A 17,002-nucleotide genomic window follows, 5' to 3' on the forward strand; every position below is an offset into this window, starting at 1 on the left:
TTGATGGTCACAATCAAGCCTGGAAGACGTCACTGTCCTCCGGGTTTTTTTGTGCCTGGCGATTGGCAGGCCGGGTAGCGGCTGCGGATCTCCCCTTCGCAGCTGCCGGTGTAGCGGTACCCGCTGCGCATCATGCAGTGCTGCAGATCATCGAACGTGCGGCCCAGGGCCTGCTGGATCACCGCCGCGCTGGACTTCTGAGGCGTGGAGACGTGGTAACCACCATTGGCGGCCCCACCACATTCGCGCCAGTCGGCATCGCGGGCCGCGCCGTCATTGCCCATCTTCTGCCAGGTGTCGCGTGGCGGCACGAGGGTACGGCTGACCGATGGATCGCCATTCATCCACATGCCGCCGATGCCGCAGGCGCCGAGGCTGAGGGCCAGGCACAGGGCGGTGACGGCGCGTGGGTGCAGCTCAATCACACACGCCCCGAAGATACGCATCCGCCCGTGCCTCGGGGGATGCGGCCGAGCGTTCAGGGGTCGCCGCGCGGAAAGTGATGCCAAGCTGCTCGGCGCTGCGTTGCAGCCCTTGCATCTTCGGCGACTGGCCTGCGACCGTGAGGGTCAGATAGGAAAGGCGCTGCTGCTTGAAACTGCCGAGCGCCGACTGGACTGCTTTTCGTGTGACATCTTCGCTCTCACCGGCGACGACCAGGCGGGTCATCGGTGGCTCGGCACCCCGGGCCATGAGCGCCTTCAACTGATCCATCCATGCAGCCTTGCTCACCACCGAGCCCAGCATGAGGTTGGCCACGGGATTGCCTGCCGAGGGAACATCAATGTAGAAGGCCGCGCATCGCACCGCTTGTGCCGACTGCGGCGATTCGAGCAGCTCAGGATCAGCGCACGCTGCGCCGGCGATGCCCAGGAGAGTCAAACCAAGCGCGAGGCGGGCAGACGATCCAGATAGTGGACGAAAGAACGACTGCATGTTCTGGCTCCCAAGGATAGTGATACGCACTGGATGGAGGACCGCATACGCCTCGGCGCATCAGCGCTGCGGCACGGACCCCTCCGCGCGCTGGCATGCAGGGAAACGACTGGGAATCTCACCCTGGCAGGTACCGGTGTACTGATACTGTTTACCCAACATGCAACGTTGCATCTGATCGAATTTCGCACCGGAGCGCGCGGCCGTCTCAGCACCTGTAGTGCCTGGCAACACCGCATAGCTCCCCTTCTCCGTACCCCCGCAGGACACCCAGTCGAGCTGACGCGCTTCAGGTGTATTGGACGGGTGCTGCCAGCTTTCCATCAATGAAGGTGGGTTGGCCAGCCGCTCATACGCCGCTTTATCGCAGTAGATCATCGGTGTCTGCGGCCCACAGATGCGGCCATTGCCAATCACGCAACCGGACAGCAACGCGACTGCCAATGCAGCTCCAGCCGCTCTGATCTGTCGTTGCGCAGACGGCTCAATCAAGCAGCAATCTCCCCGAACCGGACTGGCAGGCGGGATAGCGGCCCGGAATATCGCCTTCGCAGGAACCGATGTAGTGATACTCCTTTCCCAACATGCAACGTTGCGCAGCGTAGAGTTTCTCGCGCGAAAGCTCGGCATCCTCTTGAGGAGTAGCCCCTCGCCGGTCTGCCGAAATGTTCCCACTTCGTTGGCCACCGCACGCCTGCCAATCCATGTCGCGTACCAGGACGCTGGCATCCGGCCGGGTCCACTCGTGGCCCGGGGGGCTGAGGTGCCGGGTCGCAGCGGGATTGCCGTTCATCCACAACCCGCCTGCGCCGCAAGCGGTCACGCCCGACAGCACGGCCAGCACGGCCAGCACGGCCAGCACGGTCATTGTGCGACAAATGCGCAACGCGAAATGATTGCGGGCGATGAACGGCCTGGGGTAAAGCAGCATCCTGGTCACCGCACTCAGTCCACCGGGAACCCACCAGGCACGAACTCGAATCCTTTCCCGGTCATGCACGCATCACTCAGCTGACTCAGCCGCGTACCAATTTCCTTGCGCCGCTTTTTCTGCGCAGCGGTACGATCAGCGTGCCAGATCTTGGTAATCACCGAGCTCTCCTTCAGCAGCCCGGCGTATTCTTCATTGTTCCGCAATTCCTGACTGCATTGCTGCCGAGCCTGGTCCGCGTCGGCTTTGCTGGCACCTGCCTTACGCCAATGCTGTTTGGTGGGCATGACGCGAACGGAACCGGCCGGAACGGGTCCAATGTCCGTTGTGGCCACCCGGCCCGGCGCCGCAGGTGCCGTGGCACATCCGGCAACAGTGATAAGCGCGGCCGCCGCCAGCATCGAGGTGTACTTCCTGATCATCGTTTTTCAGCCTCACGTTTGGGGACCTGCCTGACAGGTTGATTGATCTTACCGATGCCCCACACCTTGTCCGTGATGGACCGCAGCTCCGTACCGTCCGCGGGCAGGTAACCCACGTAGGCACTGTGCGACCCCGGGAAGCTGCCCTGATTCTTCTCGGAGGTCGCCGGGTTTCCGCCAAGAATGACGCGCCAGCTGCCTACGATGTCCGTCGGATGAGTGTTCTGCCATACCTCTCCCCTGGCGTCACCAATCAATCCGACCAACCCCAGCGCTTGTTGTGCATTGGCTGCAGCCCCGTTGTAGAGGATGTAGCCGATGGGGAACATCTTCTGGTCGTCGCCTCGAAGCTGCAACATCGCATTGGTGAAGGTCATGCTGCCGCGGCTGTGATTGACGGCATTGAACTCCCATCCCTCCTCCCTGGCACGCTCCAACAGCGCAATGTTGGCCTGCGATGCGGCCGTCACAGGCAGCATGACGCCCGTAAGGCTGCCCAGGATGCCATTGGCTTTGTCGTACATCGCATACAGCCCTTCGGCCACCTTGTTGCCGGTGTAAGGGTTCAGGATGTAATACACCCCGGACGCGTTGGCTTCATTGGTGTTCTGCTTCGCGCCTGTGGCAAGCGCGTAGGGCTCAGCGTTGAAAATGCCGTTGTTGAAGATGTACAGCTTGCCGTCAATGGCCTGGACATCCTCCAACGCCAGTTCGGTCTGACGGCAGTTGGTCCCGCCCGCTTCACAGGTCTGCAGGACAATGCGACTTTGCTCCGTCGCTGCTTTATGCACCAGATCCGTCGTCCAGGCAGTGCCTTGGCGGAAGGCTTCGCCGGTGATCGCGTGCTCCGCAGCGGCACGCTCTTCGAGACGCTCAAGATCGATCAGCGCGGCAGATTGATGGGCGTTCAGCGTGTCGCGATTCAGCCCGGCCACCTGTTCTTCTGCCCCCTTGCCAGTCAGCGCGCGCTGGAGCTCATCATCCGTGATCAACACAGCGCCATCGCTGATCGCCGCACGGGTTGTCCCCTGCGAGCCGTCACTGGCGTCGCCATGGATCAGCTTGTTGCCGATGATCGTCTTGGTGGCGCCGTACAAGCCGGAGAAGGTTTCATCGGTGACACCGATTCCGCCGCTACTGGCCTTCGCGCTCGAAGCGTTCTCTATGTCGCTGACCACCAGTGCAGCTGTCTGAAGTCGATTCCTGCCGGCATCAATTGCTGCATCGCTGGAGCTGATCGCACCACCGACAAGCTGTGTCGTCCCATCCACATTGATCTGGAAGCCGCCGTCACCCGCACGAATGGCCGACTGCTCGGTGACACTGGCAAATTCACTGTCGCTCTTCTGGTTGAGCATGTAGGCACTGCCACTGAAACCCGCACCGAAAGTGACGCTGCCCCCGACGGTTCTGTCCTTGCTGTGGAAGCTGTGGGTATCCTGCAGACTCTCCACCGCCAGGTTGCCACCGACGTTCATTGCCACCTGCTCACCTGAAACTACCGCGCCACGCAGCGTGGTGTCGCCGCCCGATTCGATGACCAACGACTCTCCTGCAGTCAGGTGCGTCGTGTTCCAGTAGACGTCCTCGCCCTTGCCGCTGCCCCGCGAAGCACTGGCATTGGCCGTGATGCCGGCACTGGCACCGCCCGAGCCCACAGCGATGGCCACGCCTACGCCGCCACTGGCGCTGCTGCTCTTGCGCTCCATCTCGATCACGTCACGGGACGCAAGAAGCGCGACGTCTCCGTCCGCCTTGAGGCGGATGTTGCCGTCTGCCGTTACGTCACTGCCCTGAATCGTGATATCCGACGCGTTGCCAGCGCCCGTGGCACTGATCCGGACGTCGCCGCCGGCCCGGATCGATGACGCTGCCGCCGTGTCGCTCTGCGTTGTCGTCCGGCTGTCGCTCTTGCTGGCCCCCACGGTGATGGAAATGTTCAACCCGCCAGCCGCGCCTGGATCCGCGCCGACCGCATCGACGCCTTCCTTCACCGCACCCGCTGCTGTTGCAGCACCCATCGCCTGCTTACGCCAGTCAGAGGTCTTGCTGGTCGCACTTGCCATGTTGCCGGCGGTCTGCAGTGCAGTGATCACCGGCGCAGTGACCGCAACAGTGAGACCGGCCTGCCTGAACTTGCTCTCCTGCGCCGTCGTCTGCGTTTCGCGGGCCTCCAGAATCGCGACCTCACGCGCGTGGATGTCCACATCGCCCTCCGGCGCGAGGACGTCACTGCCAATCTGGCGATACGCCCCGCCCGCCAGCAGCACGACATCGCCTGCGAGCGAGCCGACGGTCGACCCCGCCGCGGTGTTGCGCGTGGCCTTGTTGTCGTCGCTCTGCATCTGCGTGCCGGCCGTGATCGCAGCGCCACCGTTGTAGATAAGGCCACTCTGCTCCTTCTTCTTGAAGTGGCTTTCCGTCGCCGATTCGCGAGCGGCCTGGATCACCAGATCCTGGTCGGCGGCAATCGTGGTGCCGACATCGGAGATCACATCGCTGCCGGTGATGGTGACGTTGCGTCCTTGGATGGCCACTGTGTTCCCGCCAACCGTGCTGCCCTGGGCAACGGTTTCATCGAGGCTGTCGCGGGTGGTGCGGGTCGTGGTGTTGAGCAGGCCGCTATGCCGGTGCTTTCGACCCTCGCTCCAGTTGTAACTGTCTTCGGACACCCCGATGTTGAGGTTGCCGGTCGCCACCGCGACCAGGGCACCCTCGGCGCTGTTGACCGTCGCTGCCTGCAACTCCATGTCCCGACCTGCCTGCAGCTGGACATCGCCGACAGTCCGGACATTGGTACCAACGCCACGGCTGTACCCGCTGCGCAGATAGTTGTCGGCATTGCGCACGTTGTTCTCCTGCCGCGCCTCCCGTACGGTGCCCAGTGACAGGTCGCGGCCGGCGGCGATCACGGTTTGCCCACCGGAGCCCGCGTTGACGATCTCGGCTCCGTCAAGACGAACATCACGCACCGCGCTCGCCAGCAGCGTGCCCCCAGCCTCACTCACGAACAACCCGGCCACGCGGTCGATGTTGGTCCGGCTGAAGTCGCTCAACCCCGCGGTGTTCTGACCGCTGCGGGTGGTGGTGACCAGGTTCAGATCACGGCCGGCGCTGGCGACCAGCACGCTGCGCGCATCGATCAGGCCGCCGAGGTTGTCCAGATCGGTACGCGCGTTGGCACTGACCGTGTCACCGCTGATGCGGCCGTCCAGGTTGCGCAGGTTCTGCGCGTCAATCTTCACCGCGGTACGGCCGGCGATGGTCCCGCTGTTGACCAGGTCGCCGCGCAGGTTCAGCTCCACCGAGCGGCCGGCCAGCAGCGTGCCGGTGCCGTCGATATCACCGGGGCGCACGCGAACGTACACCTGCGGAACCAGTGCGGTGGTGGTGCTGCCATCGGCCAGGGTCACGCGCTGCTCGACCAGCCAGACGATGTCGCTGGTGAGCTGGGCCATCTGTGCCGGGGTCAGCGCCACGCCGGGGCGCAGGCCCCACGCGTCGGCGATGGTGGCCGCGTTGTCGAGCAGCGCGCGGTATTGCGCTTCATCGTCGGCATAGCCATCCAGGAAGCGGCGGCCGGTGAGCTGGGCGACCTGATCGCGGACCAGCTTCTGTTCGTAGAACCCATCGCCCAACCGCTTCTGCACGTTGGCCGGGTCCACGCCCATCTTCTGCAGCAGGTATTCCGAACCGAGCCAGTTGCGGTAATCGGCAAAACGCGGATCGGTTTCGACCAGGTATTGGCCGGCATTCGGCCCGCTCTGGAACAGGCTGGTCTGCGGCAGTTCGGCATCCACGCCGATGGTGCGGATCACGGTCGGCTGGTTGCCCGCCGCGCCCTGTGCACCGGTGCCCGCCGTGCTGCCGGGACCGGCCAGCGAGGCGACGCTGGCGCTGACTTCGGTCACCTGGCGCTGTCCACCGATGGCGCCGGCGTCGGCTGCGCCGCCGACCTGCCCACCGACGGTACCGGTACTGACCCCGCCCACCTGGTAGCCGCTGCCACCATCGCGCGTGTTCTGTTCGGTGCGGGTCACGCCCAGATTGATGGTGCGCACTTCGTCGGCCGGGCGATAGGCGATCTTCCGGTCCCACTTGCGCTCGTGATAGCGCTTGAAACCACCGCGCCAGCGGCTGTAGGTGTATTGGCTGGTGCCTTCCTCGTGCACGCGGTACTCGCCGAATGCATCGATGTTGCGCAGGTTGCCGAGATCGCCCAGCAACGCGCCGCCGGCCAGGATCTGGCTCTTGTCGTTGATCAGCTCATCGCCACGCAGCGTCATGTTACCGCCGGAAATGATGCGACCCGGCGCGCTGGAGGTGACCTGGGTTTCGTACTCGGTGTGGGTGACGTCGTACTGCGTCCAATCCTTGACGTCGCCGTTGCCGTTCTTCCACCAGTACTTGCCGGCACGGCTCCAGCTGGACCAGGTGAACTCGCTGGCATCATGCATGCCGGGCGTGCCCTTGGGCTGGATGTACAGCTTCTTGGTCGGGCCCACCACCATCACTTCGGTGGTGGCGAAATGCTCGTTGCTGTTGAGCAGGCGCGTGGCATCGATACTCAAGCCACCCAGCGATTCGATGGTCGCGCTGGCGTTGTGCACCGAGCCGGCGCGACCGACTGCATGGCCCTGCGCATCCAGCGCACCGCCGATGTTGAGTGCGCTCTCGCCACCGCCAGCACTGAAGATCAGCGCCTGCTCGCGGTTGACCACGGTGCCGGCGCCGATGTCCAGGCGCTCACGCGCAGCAATGGTGGCCGCGCGGGTGACGCCCTCCAGCGTTTCATCACTGTTGACCAGGGTCGTGGCACCGATCGACAGGCGGTCGCCATAGATGCGGCCGGTGCCAACATTGAGGATCACATCGGCATCGATGCGGGTATCCACGCCGTCGATCAGCCCCCGGTTGCCAAGCACGCCATCGGCGCGCACCTGGGTGCGGAGGCCGCTGATCTCGCCGGTGGCGAGGTTGTCGATCTGGCGTGCATGCAGGTCCAGATCGCCGGCCTGCACTTTGCCTGCATTGGTCCACAGCCCCTGCGTGGAGACCGTGGCCTTGCCATTGGCGGTGATCTGGCCATCGTTGCGGTAATCCTGCTGCAAGGCCAGCACCAGATCGCCCTGCGACAACACCCGGCCGGTGCCATTGAGTGCGTTGGCATGCAGCGTCTGGTTGCCCGCGGACAGCAGCGTGCCGTCGGTGTTGCCGACCTGGCCGGCGCGCACGTCCAGACTGCCCGCCGAGGACACCAGGCCTTGCTGGTTGAACAGTGCATCGGTCGCCTGCAGCGCGATGCGCTGGTCGGCAGCGATCATGCCGCTGCTGTTGTCGATCTGCGCGGCGGTGAGGTCCACGTTGCGACCCTGCAGGCCGAGCGCGGTGCCGCCGCCGCTCGTGGCGCGGTTGTCGATGCGCGCGGCATGGGCGACCAGATCGCCACCGGCCACGGCCAGCCCGGCCTGGTTGACCAGCTCACCGCTCAGAGCGAGGGTCAGATTCTGGGCAGCCTGCAGGCGGCCGCCGCTGTTATCCAGGTGCTGCGCCTGCAGCAGCAGCGAGGAGCCGCTGCCGACCTGCCCGCCGCTGCGGTTGTCCAGCGAGGCCAGCCGCGCGTCCAGCGCCGTCTGCGCCTGGACAAGGCCGGCACGGTTGTCCAGTCCACCGGCACGCAGGGTCAGCCCGGCACCGCTGACGATGCCGCCACGCGCGCCCGCGTCGGTATTGCCCAGCCGCTGGCCGTGCGTATCGATGCTCATCCCACCACTGGACTGCAGCAGGCCCGCGCGGTTATCCAGCGCACCACTGCGGAGATCCAGGGTGCCGGCGGTGGCGGCGATGATGCCTTCACTGTTGTCCACGCCGCCCAGACGCGTATCCAAGGCGACGGAGGCGCCGGCCAGCGTGCCACGCACGTTGGTCAGCCCTTGGCTGGTCACCGACAGCGCACGCTCGGCCTGGATCACGCCGGCGCTGTTGTCGATGTCCGTCGCGCTGGCGAGGGTGACATCGCCCTCGACCGACGCCAGCGTGCCGGCATCGCGGTTGACGATGCGGCCGGCCTGCACGCGCAGCGCATCATTGGCGGCGATCGTGCCGGCACTGTTGTCCAGGGTCTGCGCGATCTCCACGTCGAGCATGTCGCCCGCGTTGACCGTACCGCCGCGGTTGTCGACGCTGCCCGCACGCAGCTGCTGCGCGCCACCGGAGGCGATCAGGCCGCCCTGGCGGTTGTCGAGCAGGCTACCCACGCCGAGTTGAAGCGCACTGTCGCCCGCCGCCTGGACGGTACCGGCCTGGTTGTCCAGCTGGCCTGCCTGCAGGTCCAGATCGCCCGCGCTGGCCAGCGTGCCGCGCTGGTTGTCGATCGTGCCGGTCACCTGCAGCGCGGAGGCCGCATCACCTGCTGCCAGAATCTTGCCGTCGCGGTTGGAAAGGTTGCCTGCCTGCACGGCCAGCGCGCCGTTGCCGACGATGCTGCCAGTGTCGTTGTACAGCGCGTTGGCCACGCGCAGGCCCAGCGCGTCGGAACCGGTGGCGATCAGTTCGCCACGGCGGTTGTCCAATTGGCCCGCATCGATCTCCATGCGGACGGCGGACGTCACACCACCGGAGACATCGAGGTTCTGGCCCTGCAGGTGCAGGGCGCCATTGCTGAGCAGCTTGCCGCCCGCGCCGGCCAGCGTCGCCGCGTTGATGTCCAGCCGCCCGCTGCCGGCCTGCTGCACCTGCCCGCCCGCGTTGTTCAACAGCGCTGTGGCGATCGCCAGGTCACCGTTGCTGGCGAGCGTGCCGCCACTGTTGTCGAGCGCGGTTGCCGCCTCGATCCGGTTGGCCTGGTTGCCGGTGGCCAGCACTTGGCTACCGCGGTTGTCCATCGTATCCACCTGGAGGTCGAGCGTGCCCGCCTGCAGATCGGCTTGGCGATGATCGACCTGGCCGGCGCGCAGAGTGAGCGTACCGGCGGTGGCGATCTCGCCGCGCTGGCCCTCCAGCGTGCCGGTGGTGAGCTGCAGCCCATCGCTGCCGGCGTGCAGCAGCGCGCCATCGGTGTTGACCAGCACCGCGCTGGCCAGCGCCAGCGATGCCGCGTTGCTGGCAAGACTGCCGCCGGTGTTGTCGAGCGTGCCTGCCACCTGCAGCTGGGCCGGCGCGCTGCCGCTGTGGGCGATCCTGCCGCCGTGGTTGGACAGCTGCGCCGCGCGCACATCAAGCGCACCGCCGACATTCAGCACCCCAGTGTCGTTGCGCAGTGCCTCGCCCTGCACGCGCAGGTCACGCTGCGTGGTCAGCTCGCCCTGCCGGTTGGAGAGCGTGCCACCCTCCACGGCCAGATCGCGCACCCCGAGGCGACCGCCGTCGTTGTCCAGGTCGCTGGCACGCAGGTCGATGTCGCCCCCGGCCAGCACGGCGCCGCCATCATTGTCGAGCAGTCCCGCGATCACCACGCGGCCCTGCGCGAGCGGCGCGCTCGTCGGTGGAGTGATGACGGACGTGCCGCCGTCGGTGCCCCCCGTGCCGGTCCCGGGCGTGCCGGGGCCGCCCGGGCCCGCCCCTTCGCCCGGCGTGGTCGGCGCGGTGCCGTCCTGTTGGGCCAGCGCCCCGATACTGCCCTTGTCACGGTTCTGCAGCCGCGCGCTCTGTACCGCCAGTGCCTGCACGCCCGCCTGTTCGATGCGCCCGTCGCGGTTGGCCAGCGAGGCGGCCTCCACATCCAGGCGGGTGCCGTTGAGCTGGCCGCCGCTGTTGTCCACGTCCTGGCCGGTGCGCAGGTTCAGTTCACGCCCGGCGCTGACCAGCCCTTCGTTGCGTACACCGCCGGTGGCAGCGATGCGCGTATCGTCGCGCGCCTGCAGTTTGCCGGTGTTTTCCAGCCGGCCATCGACAGTCACGACCAGCTCCCCGTTCTGCGCCCCGAGGTTGCCCGCATTGCGCACGCCCACGCCGTGCTCGGTGCCCATGAGCAGGATCTTGTTGGCGTACATGCCGCCCAGCTGGGCCACATCGAGCGCGTACTGCGGCGCATTGCCTTCGGCGGCCTGCGCCTGCACACGGCTCAGATCGGCGCTCACCGTATTGGCGCCGGTGGTGACCTGCAGCTGCTGTGCCCACAGGCCCGCGTTGAGCTGCACCGAGCGCGCGATCAGATCGGTGTAGTCGACCCGGCTGGCATCCATGCCGGCGCCGAAGATATGGATCGCACCGCCTTGCACGCGGTATCCCTCCAGCGCGCCGCCGTTGAACATCGGGGTGCCGGTGGTCAGGGTGATGCGGTTGGCGTTGATGAAGCCGCAGCCGTCGCAATCGATACCAGCGGGGTTGGCGATCACCACCTGCGCGCGGTCGCCGGCCACTTCCACGTAGCCGCGCAGCTGGCTCGGGTTCGCGCCATTGACCTCGTTGAGGATCACCCGCGCAGTGCCGCCGGCCAGCCACGGATTGCCCTGCACCCAACCGCCGAGCTGGGACTGCGTGTTGCCGCGCGAATTGTTGAGGATAACGCCCTGCTGGTCGACATCGAAGCGCTGGTAGGTATTGCGCGAGACACCGGCCGCACTCGGGGTCTGGATGTTGATCTGCGGCGTGCCGTTGGCGGTCTCCAGCACGGTCGGGCGCTGGTTGCCGGGCGCATTCGGATCGGCCACCACCTGCGCCGCGGCCAGGCCGCTCACGCCGACCCAGCCCAGCATCACCCACAGCGCGAACGCCATCGGGCGCAGTGCCGCCGTGCGATCGCCATCCTGCCCGGTACCGGCGCCGCCGGGGCGCGGCGTGATTTCCGCGGCGACCTGCCAGAGCATGAGGGCGTGGTTGAACACGAGGCGGTACAGATGCTTGTTCATGACAATTCCTTTGTGTGCGTGCGGTCGGTGCGGCGCGAACGCGCCCGCACTGAAATCAGAACGACCAGCTCAGGGTGAATCCGGTGACGGTATAGGCGTTCTGGAAACCAGAGGGCTTGTTCAACGGGGCGCCGACGAAGCCGTCCCAGTACAGGCCGCGATACGACCCGCGCAGGCCGATCACGCTGCCCGCCAGGTCATTGCCTACCTGCCATTGCGTGGCGCTGCCGCCGACATGGCCGTAATCGGCGCCAACGTAGAATTCCTGCCCGCCGCCCAGGGCCAGGCCGATGTCGTTGCGGATGAGCCAGCCGCGCTCACCCATCAAGGACATCTCGCCATCGAAGCCGCGCACGGTGTAGCGCCCGCCGATCGCGAAGCGGTCCTGCGGCACCAGCCCGCCACGGTTCCATTGCGCTCGCCAGCTGCCGGTGTAACGCAGGCGCTGCTGGCCGAGCTGGAACGGGACGCTCAGCTGTGCGTCGGCGAAGTAGATCTTCGGGTGCGAGGTGGCTTCACCGAACAGCTCCTCGGGCGCTGCGATCGAACCGAACGCCCCGGTGCCGCGGCGGAAGCCGACGGTGCCATCGAGCGTGGCCTGGCCGATGAAATGACGGTGGTTCAGGCCGAGCTCCCAGCCGCCCATGCGCCGGCGCTGGACCAGGATTTCGGTGTCGTCGATGAAGTTGCGCGAATCGCGCTCCCACGCACGCAGGTACATGCTGGTCTTGCTGTCCGCATTGCGGAACAGCAGGCGCGTGGCGCGCACTTCGGCGTTGTAACTCTCGCCGCTGTAGAGATACGACTGCTGGTTGCCGGCCACGGTCTGCTCGTACTCGTAGCCACTGCGCGTCGCGCCGAACAGCCAGTAGCCGACGGGAATCGAGTAGTGGAAGGTGAAGCCCTTGGTACCGCGCTTGCCGCCACTGAACACGTCGTGGTTGAGGTTGACGTAGAACAGGTCGTTCTGGCGCAGCGCGTGGTCCAGCGACATCGTCGCACCGGCCTGGGTCTTGCCGGTGGCCTTGCTGCCGGAATCGTCCAGGCTGAGGTTGAAACGGACCAGCCGCTGCTGCGACCACTGCACCACCAGGTCACTCTGGCCAGGTGCGGCGTCGTCACCTTCGGCCGGGCTGATCTGGATGTCGGCCTCGGCGGTCGGCACGCGCTTGAAATTCTCCAGCCCCTGTTCGATATCGCGCAGGTTGAGCAGGTCGCCACTGCGTGCCGGGATCGCGTTCCACAGGGTGGCGTCACGATGGGTGCCCTCGGCGAAACGGATCTGGCGGAGCGTGCCGGGCACCACGGTCAGTGCCAGGGTGCCGGTGGTGAGGTCCTGCGGCTGGGCCAACACGCGCGTGGTGACGAAGCCGCGCTCGACGATCGCGTTCTGTACCCGCGACATCACCACGTTGATACCGGCGGTGCCCAGGCAGCGGCCGAGCGCCGGATCGCCTTTGACGTTGGCTGCGGGCAACGCCCACTGGAAACGGTCGGCCTGCTCGCCCTCCAGGGTGATGCGGTCGATCACGAAGCAGGGTGCTTCGTCTTGGGGCAGCCGCTCCGGTGCGGCCACCGGCGCGTCCTGCAGACGTGCATCGGGCCGGGTTTCAAGCTGCTCGCGCAGGGCGCGTTCGCGCTCCTGCTGGCGGAGCAGCTCCTGATCCGGGGCGGGCAGCTGCTGGGCACTGGCCGGCAGATAGACCAGGGCCAGCGCGGCCGCCAGCGGGGCCAGAAGGAGGGTGCGCCGGGAAGCGCCATGGGAACCGGCGCGAGCCGGGGTGGGTAGTACGGTGTTTGGCATGCAGGATCTCGAACGTGGGCTGGCACGAACCATCGTTCGCTATAGACCGCCCCTATGGAGGCCCGCCAATTTAAGAGCTATTCGCGACATGAGAACCGTCAAAAACCCCACCCTTCCGGTAAGACAACCACCCGCTCGCTTGTAGGAATTTTCCTAAATAGTCATTTTTTTGACGCAGCGCACATGGAAGGGGACCGCGCGGCCCTTGTTGTGAAGGCGTTTTCACACGTAGCACGGCGCGCGGCGGGGCATCGTGCCCGCGGCCGGTCCCCTCGCCTCCGAGCCGCACCACCGCGCCCCACCCCGCGCGACCTGCCGGGGTCTAACCCGTACAATGGCCGGTCCTGGCCCCGCCTTCGGCGGCGGCCAGTCCCCTACCCCGCAGACGCCGGCCACTGGCCGGTCTCTGCCGTTGCACCCGCGCGCCCGCATGGCCGCGGTGCGCCACCTGTCAGGAAACATGCTGATGACTCACCCCACCCCACCGTCCCAGTCCCTGCTGCACGGGCGCCTTCTCGCCTTCGCTGCGATCCTGCTGGCCGCGTTGAACCTGCGCACCGCGGTCACCTCGCTGACCCCGCTGCTGGATGTGCTCGGCCAGACCTTCGGCTTCGGCACCACCATGACGGGCGTATTCGGCATGCTGCCGACGGCGGCCTTCGCGTTGTTCGGGGTGACCACCCCGGCCGTCGCGCGTCGCGTGGGCCTGGAGCGCACCGCGCTGCTGGCGATGAGCCTGGCCACCGTGGGCCTGCTGCTGCGCTCGATGGCCGGCGGCGTGGGCAGCCTGCTGTTCGGCTCGGTGGTGGCGCTGGCGGGTATGGGCATCGGCAACGTGGTGGTGCCACCGCTGGTGAAGCGTTACTTCGCCAACCGCGTGGGCACCATGAGCACGCTCTACATCACGGTGCTGCAGATCGGCACGATGATGCCGGCCCTGTTGGCGGTGCCGGTCGCGCAGCAGGCGGGCTGGCGCGTATCGCTGGGCATCTGGGCGCTGATGTCGCTGGCTGCGGCACTGCCGTGGCTGATGCTCTCGCGCGCACGTCCGCACCCGGACACGATCAGCGCCGCCAACGATCCCTCCAGCGCGCCGCACGGCAAGGTCTGGAAGACGCCGCTGGCGTGGGGCATGACCCTGATGTTCGGCATGACCTCGTTGATGACCTATTCGATGTTCACCTGGCTGCCGCGGATCGTGGTCGAGGCCGGTGCAACACCGGCGTTCGGCGGCATCATGGTGGCGATCTTCGCGGCCTGCGGCCTGCTGCCATCGCTGACCATGCCGGCCCTGGCCGTGCGCCTGCGCAATCCCTTCGGGCTGGTGTTGATCGGCTTCAGCGCGTTCCTGATCGCCTTCGCCGGCCTGTTGTTCGCCCCGATGAAGGCCCCGTGGCTGTGGGCGGTGCTGCTCGGCATCGGGCCGTCCACGTTCCCGCTGGCCCTGACCCTGATCAACCTGCGGACCCGCACCCCCGCCGGTTCGGCCGCGTTGTCCGGCTTCATGCAGGGCGTGGGCTATGCCTTCAGCTGCCTGGGCCCGTTCCTGTTCGGCTGGCTGCACGCGGTCAGCGGCGGCTGGCACCTGCCGTTCGGCTTCCTGGTCCTGTGCGCGGTGGTGCTGTTGTGCGCCTCGTGGGTCGCCTGCAAACCGCAGAAGCTCGAAGACCAGTGGTAGGCGCCCCGCCGCGTCCATCTACACGCGTTGTGCGCAACTGCTGACGTAGCGTGTCGCTAACTGACCCGGTGGGCTGCACCGGGCAGCGTTCGGAGCCTCTGGCGTCGCCAGCCGGCTGAACAGCTTCATCGCGATGGAGTGCGCCGTCCTTGGCTGCGACATGGCCTGAATCTGTAGCGATTCAATGACTTGCCCCTCCCCTCCGGGTTCCACCCGGGGGCTGATGGGTCGTACCCGCGTCTTAACGATTTGGCAACAACTGCGCAGTCAGGCACGATTGGCATGTGATGTGCGTCACACTTTTGACGCAACACACCTTTGAAAGGATGCTCCAAGGGGGGTTCCATGTACGACCATCGGCCGCTGGCGCTCTGCGTCGGCCTGGCATGCGCGACACTCGCTTTTTCCGCTCCGGCGGCTGCAGCCACTGCGCGGGACAACGCATTGGCCGAGATCGGCCAGTTCCGGGACCATGCCCAATGGCTGGATGCACTGGCGGCGATCGAGCGGGCACGGGTGCAGTCGCCCGACGACGCATTGCTGTATCGCCTGCGGGTGCTGACCTTGGCGGACATCGGCAACGCGCACCGCGCCTGGCAGCTGTACCTGGCGCGCCCCACCCTGTTCGATGCGGCACAGAAAGAACGGCTGGAAGGCAATTATCTGGCCAAGCTGGTGGGCTGGAGCCTGGCGTATGGCCCCAGCGAGGACACCCGCCTGGATGAAGCCGATGCCGCGCTGGTGCAGATGCAGCAGTACCTCGAACGCGATGGCACCACCGTGCAGCAGGCGCCGCTGCGGATCCGCCATGACCGGCTGATCCTGCTCAACCGGCTGGGCCGCCATGCGCAGGTTCGCGAGGAGTACCGCACGCTGCTCGCCGAGGGCCACCCGGTGCCGAACTATCTGCTGGCCGCCGTCGGCGATTCGCTGATGGCCACGCAGCATCCGGCCGAGGCGATCCCGGTGCTGGAAGCCGCACTCAAGGCTGACCCGTCGCTGCCGCAGGCGCGTTCGGAACTGGCCTATGCGTATCTGGAGGACGAGCAGGCGGACACCGCGATCGCCCTGCTGAAGAAGTGGCAGGCCGATGAGCCCGCGTGGCGCTGGGCCAACGGTGCCAAGGCACCCTATCCGAACTGGCCGCGCTACGAGGCCGACCTCAACCTGGCCATGGTGCGTGCCTACAGTGGCGACCTGCCCACTGCGCAGCGCGATCTGGAGAAGATGGTCGAGATCGGGCCAGGCAATACCGGCTCGCAATCCTCGCTGGGCAACATCTACCTGATGCGTGGCTGGCCACGGCGGGCGCTGGAGCGCTACAGCATGGCCAACACGCTGGACCCGCGCGACGTACCGGCGCGGCTGGGCCAGTACGACGCCTACGTGCAGGTGCAGCGCGATGACCTCGCGCGCCCCATCCACGACACGCTGCTCGCTGCCTACCCCAACCAGCCCTCCGTGCAGCGCATGGACCGCAGCTGGCGCGCGCACCGTGGCTGGCAGTGGCATGCCTACGCCGAAGGCGGACGCAGCTCCGGCGGTGGCGGTGCATCACCGCTGGGCAACGATGACGGCCGCTACGGCGTTGAAGTGCAGTCGCCGGTGCTGGACGACCGCTGGCGCCTGGTCGCGTTCGCCGATCGGCGCAGTGTGGATTTCCAGGACCAGACCATCGACCCGCTGCGGATCGGCGTGGGCACCCGTTACCGCTACGGGCGTGCCGATGCCGAAGCCTTCGTCAACCGCGCCAACGACCACATCGGCGATACCGGCCTCAGTGCCGGGTTCGGCTGGCAGTTCAGCGATCAATGGCATGCCGGCATCACCGCCGCACGCAATGACCCGGATGCCTCGATGCAGGCGCGCGTCTCAGGCATCACCGCCGACAGCATTGCGCTGACAGCCGACTATCGCCGCGATGAACGTACTCACTGGAGCCTGGGCGCCAGTCAGTTCCGCTACGACGACGGTAATCGCCGCGATACCGTCAGCACCGCCATCGAACAACGCCTGATGACCCGGCCGACCGTGTTCGTGGATGGCCTGGGCAGCCTGTACGCCAGCCGCGGCAGCCGCGACGACGTGCCCTACTTCAACCCATCCGAGGACCACTCGGTGGAGATCGGGCTGCGCGTGGACCAACAACTGTGGCGTCACTACGAACGCCACTTCCGCCATCGCCTGACGGTCTCGGTGGGGCAGTACTGGCAGCAGGGCTATGGCAGCGCGATCGTGCCTTCGGCCGAGTACCGCCACGAGTGGCAGCTCGGCGAAGGCCGCATTTTCGAGTACGGCATCCGCTGGTCGCTACCGGTCTATGACGGACAGCGTGAACGACATATCGGCCTGGATGCCGGCCTGCGGTGGGGAGAATGACAT

Annotated in this window: 9 protein-coding genes; 2 read left to right on the top strand and 7 right to left on the bottom strand. The window is 66.6% G+C overall.

Annotated features, from left to right (window positions below):
* Positions 1-29: 29 nt before the first annotated feature.
* From ABE472_RS07520 to ABE472_RS07550, 7 genes are read right to left on the bottom strand one after another with little or no spacing between them, the layout of a single operon-like run.
* Positions 30-425 (bottom strand): hypothetical protein, encoded by a 396-nt coding sequence (locus ABE472_RS07520; protein ID WP_346465973.1) that lies wholly within the window; start codon positions 423-425, stop codon positions 30-32.
* A complete protein-coding gene (locus tag ABE472_RS07525; protein ID WP_313212265.1) occupies positions 418-936 on the bottom strand; it encodes a hypothetical protein in 519 nt (172 codons plus the stop codon). The genes ABE472_RS07520 and ABE472_RS07525 overlap by 8 nt, the downstream gene beginning before the upstream one ends.
* A gap of 60 nt (positions 937-996) precedes the next feature.
* Positions 997-1,380 carry a hypothetical protein gene (locus tag ABE472_RS07530; protein WP_346464554.1) on the bottom strand — a complete coding sequence of 128 codons (384 nt, stop codon included), beginning with the start codon at positions 1,378-1,380 and terminating at the stop codon, positions 997-999.
* A 40-nt stretch (positions 1,381-1,420) separates the two neighbouring features.
* Positions 1,421-1,867: a hypothetical protein gene (locus ABE472_RS07535; protein ID WP_346464555.1), complete on the bottom strand. Its 447-nt coding sequence runs from the start codon at positions 1,865-1,867 to the stop codon at positions 1,421-1,423.
* A 14-nt stretch (positions 1,868-1,881) separates the two neighbouring features.
* Positions 1,882-2,289, bottom strand: a complete 408-nt coding sequence (locus ABE472_RS07540; RefSeq protein ID WP_019182850.1) for a hypothetical protein — start codon at positions 2,287-2,289, stop codon at positions 1,882-1,884.
* Positions 2,286-11,138 carry a hemagglutinin repeat-containing protein gene (locus tag ABE472_RS07545; RefSeq protein ID WP_346465974.1) on the bottom strand — a complete coding sequence of 2,951 codons (8,853 nt, stop codon included), beginning with the start codon at positions 11,136-11,138 and terminating at the stop codon, positions 2,286-2,288. Before ABE472_RS07545 ends, ABE472_RS07540 begins: the two co-directional genes overlap by 4 nt.
* A 55-nt stretch (positions 11,139-11,193) precedes the next feature.
* Complete coding sequence (locus ABE472_RS07550) at positions 11,194-12,942, bottom strand: ShlB/FhaC/HecB family hemolysin secretion/activation protein (protein ID WP_346464557.1); 1,749 nt, start codon at positions 12,940-12,942, stop codon at positions 11,194-11,196.
* Between the two features lie 466 nt (positions 12,943-13,408).
* Here ABE472_RS07550 and ABE472_RS07555 point away from each other — a divergent pair, with 466 nt between their 5' ends.
* Positions 13,409-14,620 (top strand): MFS transporter, encoded by a 1,212-nt coding sequence (locus tag ABE472_RS07555; protein ID WP_346464558.1) that lies wholly within the window; start codon positions 13,409-13,411, stop codon positions 14,618-14,620.
* A 345-nt stretch (positions 14,621-14,965) separates the two neighbouring features.
* Positions 14,966-16,999 carry a poly-beta-1,6 N-acetyl-D-glucosamine export porin PgaA gene (gene pgaA, locus ABE472_RS07560; RefSeq protein ID WP_346465975.1) on the top strand — a complete coding sequence of 678 codons (2,034 nt, stop codon included), beginning with the start codon at positions 14,966-14,968 and terminating at the stop codon, positions 16,997-16,999.
* The last annotated feature ends 3 nt before the right edge of the window (positions 17,000-17,002 follow it).

Source organism: Stenotrophomonas sp. TWI809 (genome assembly GCF_039673205.1).
GTDB lineage: Bacteria > Pseudomonadota > Gammaproteobacteria > Xanthomonadales > Xanthomonadaceae > Stenotrophomonas.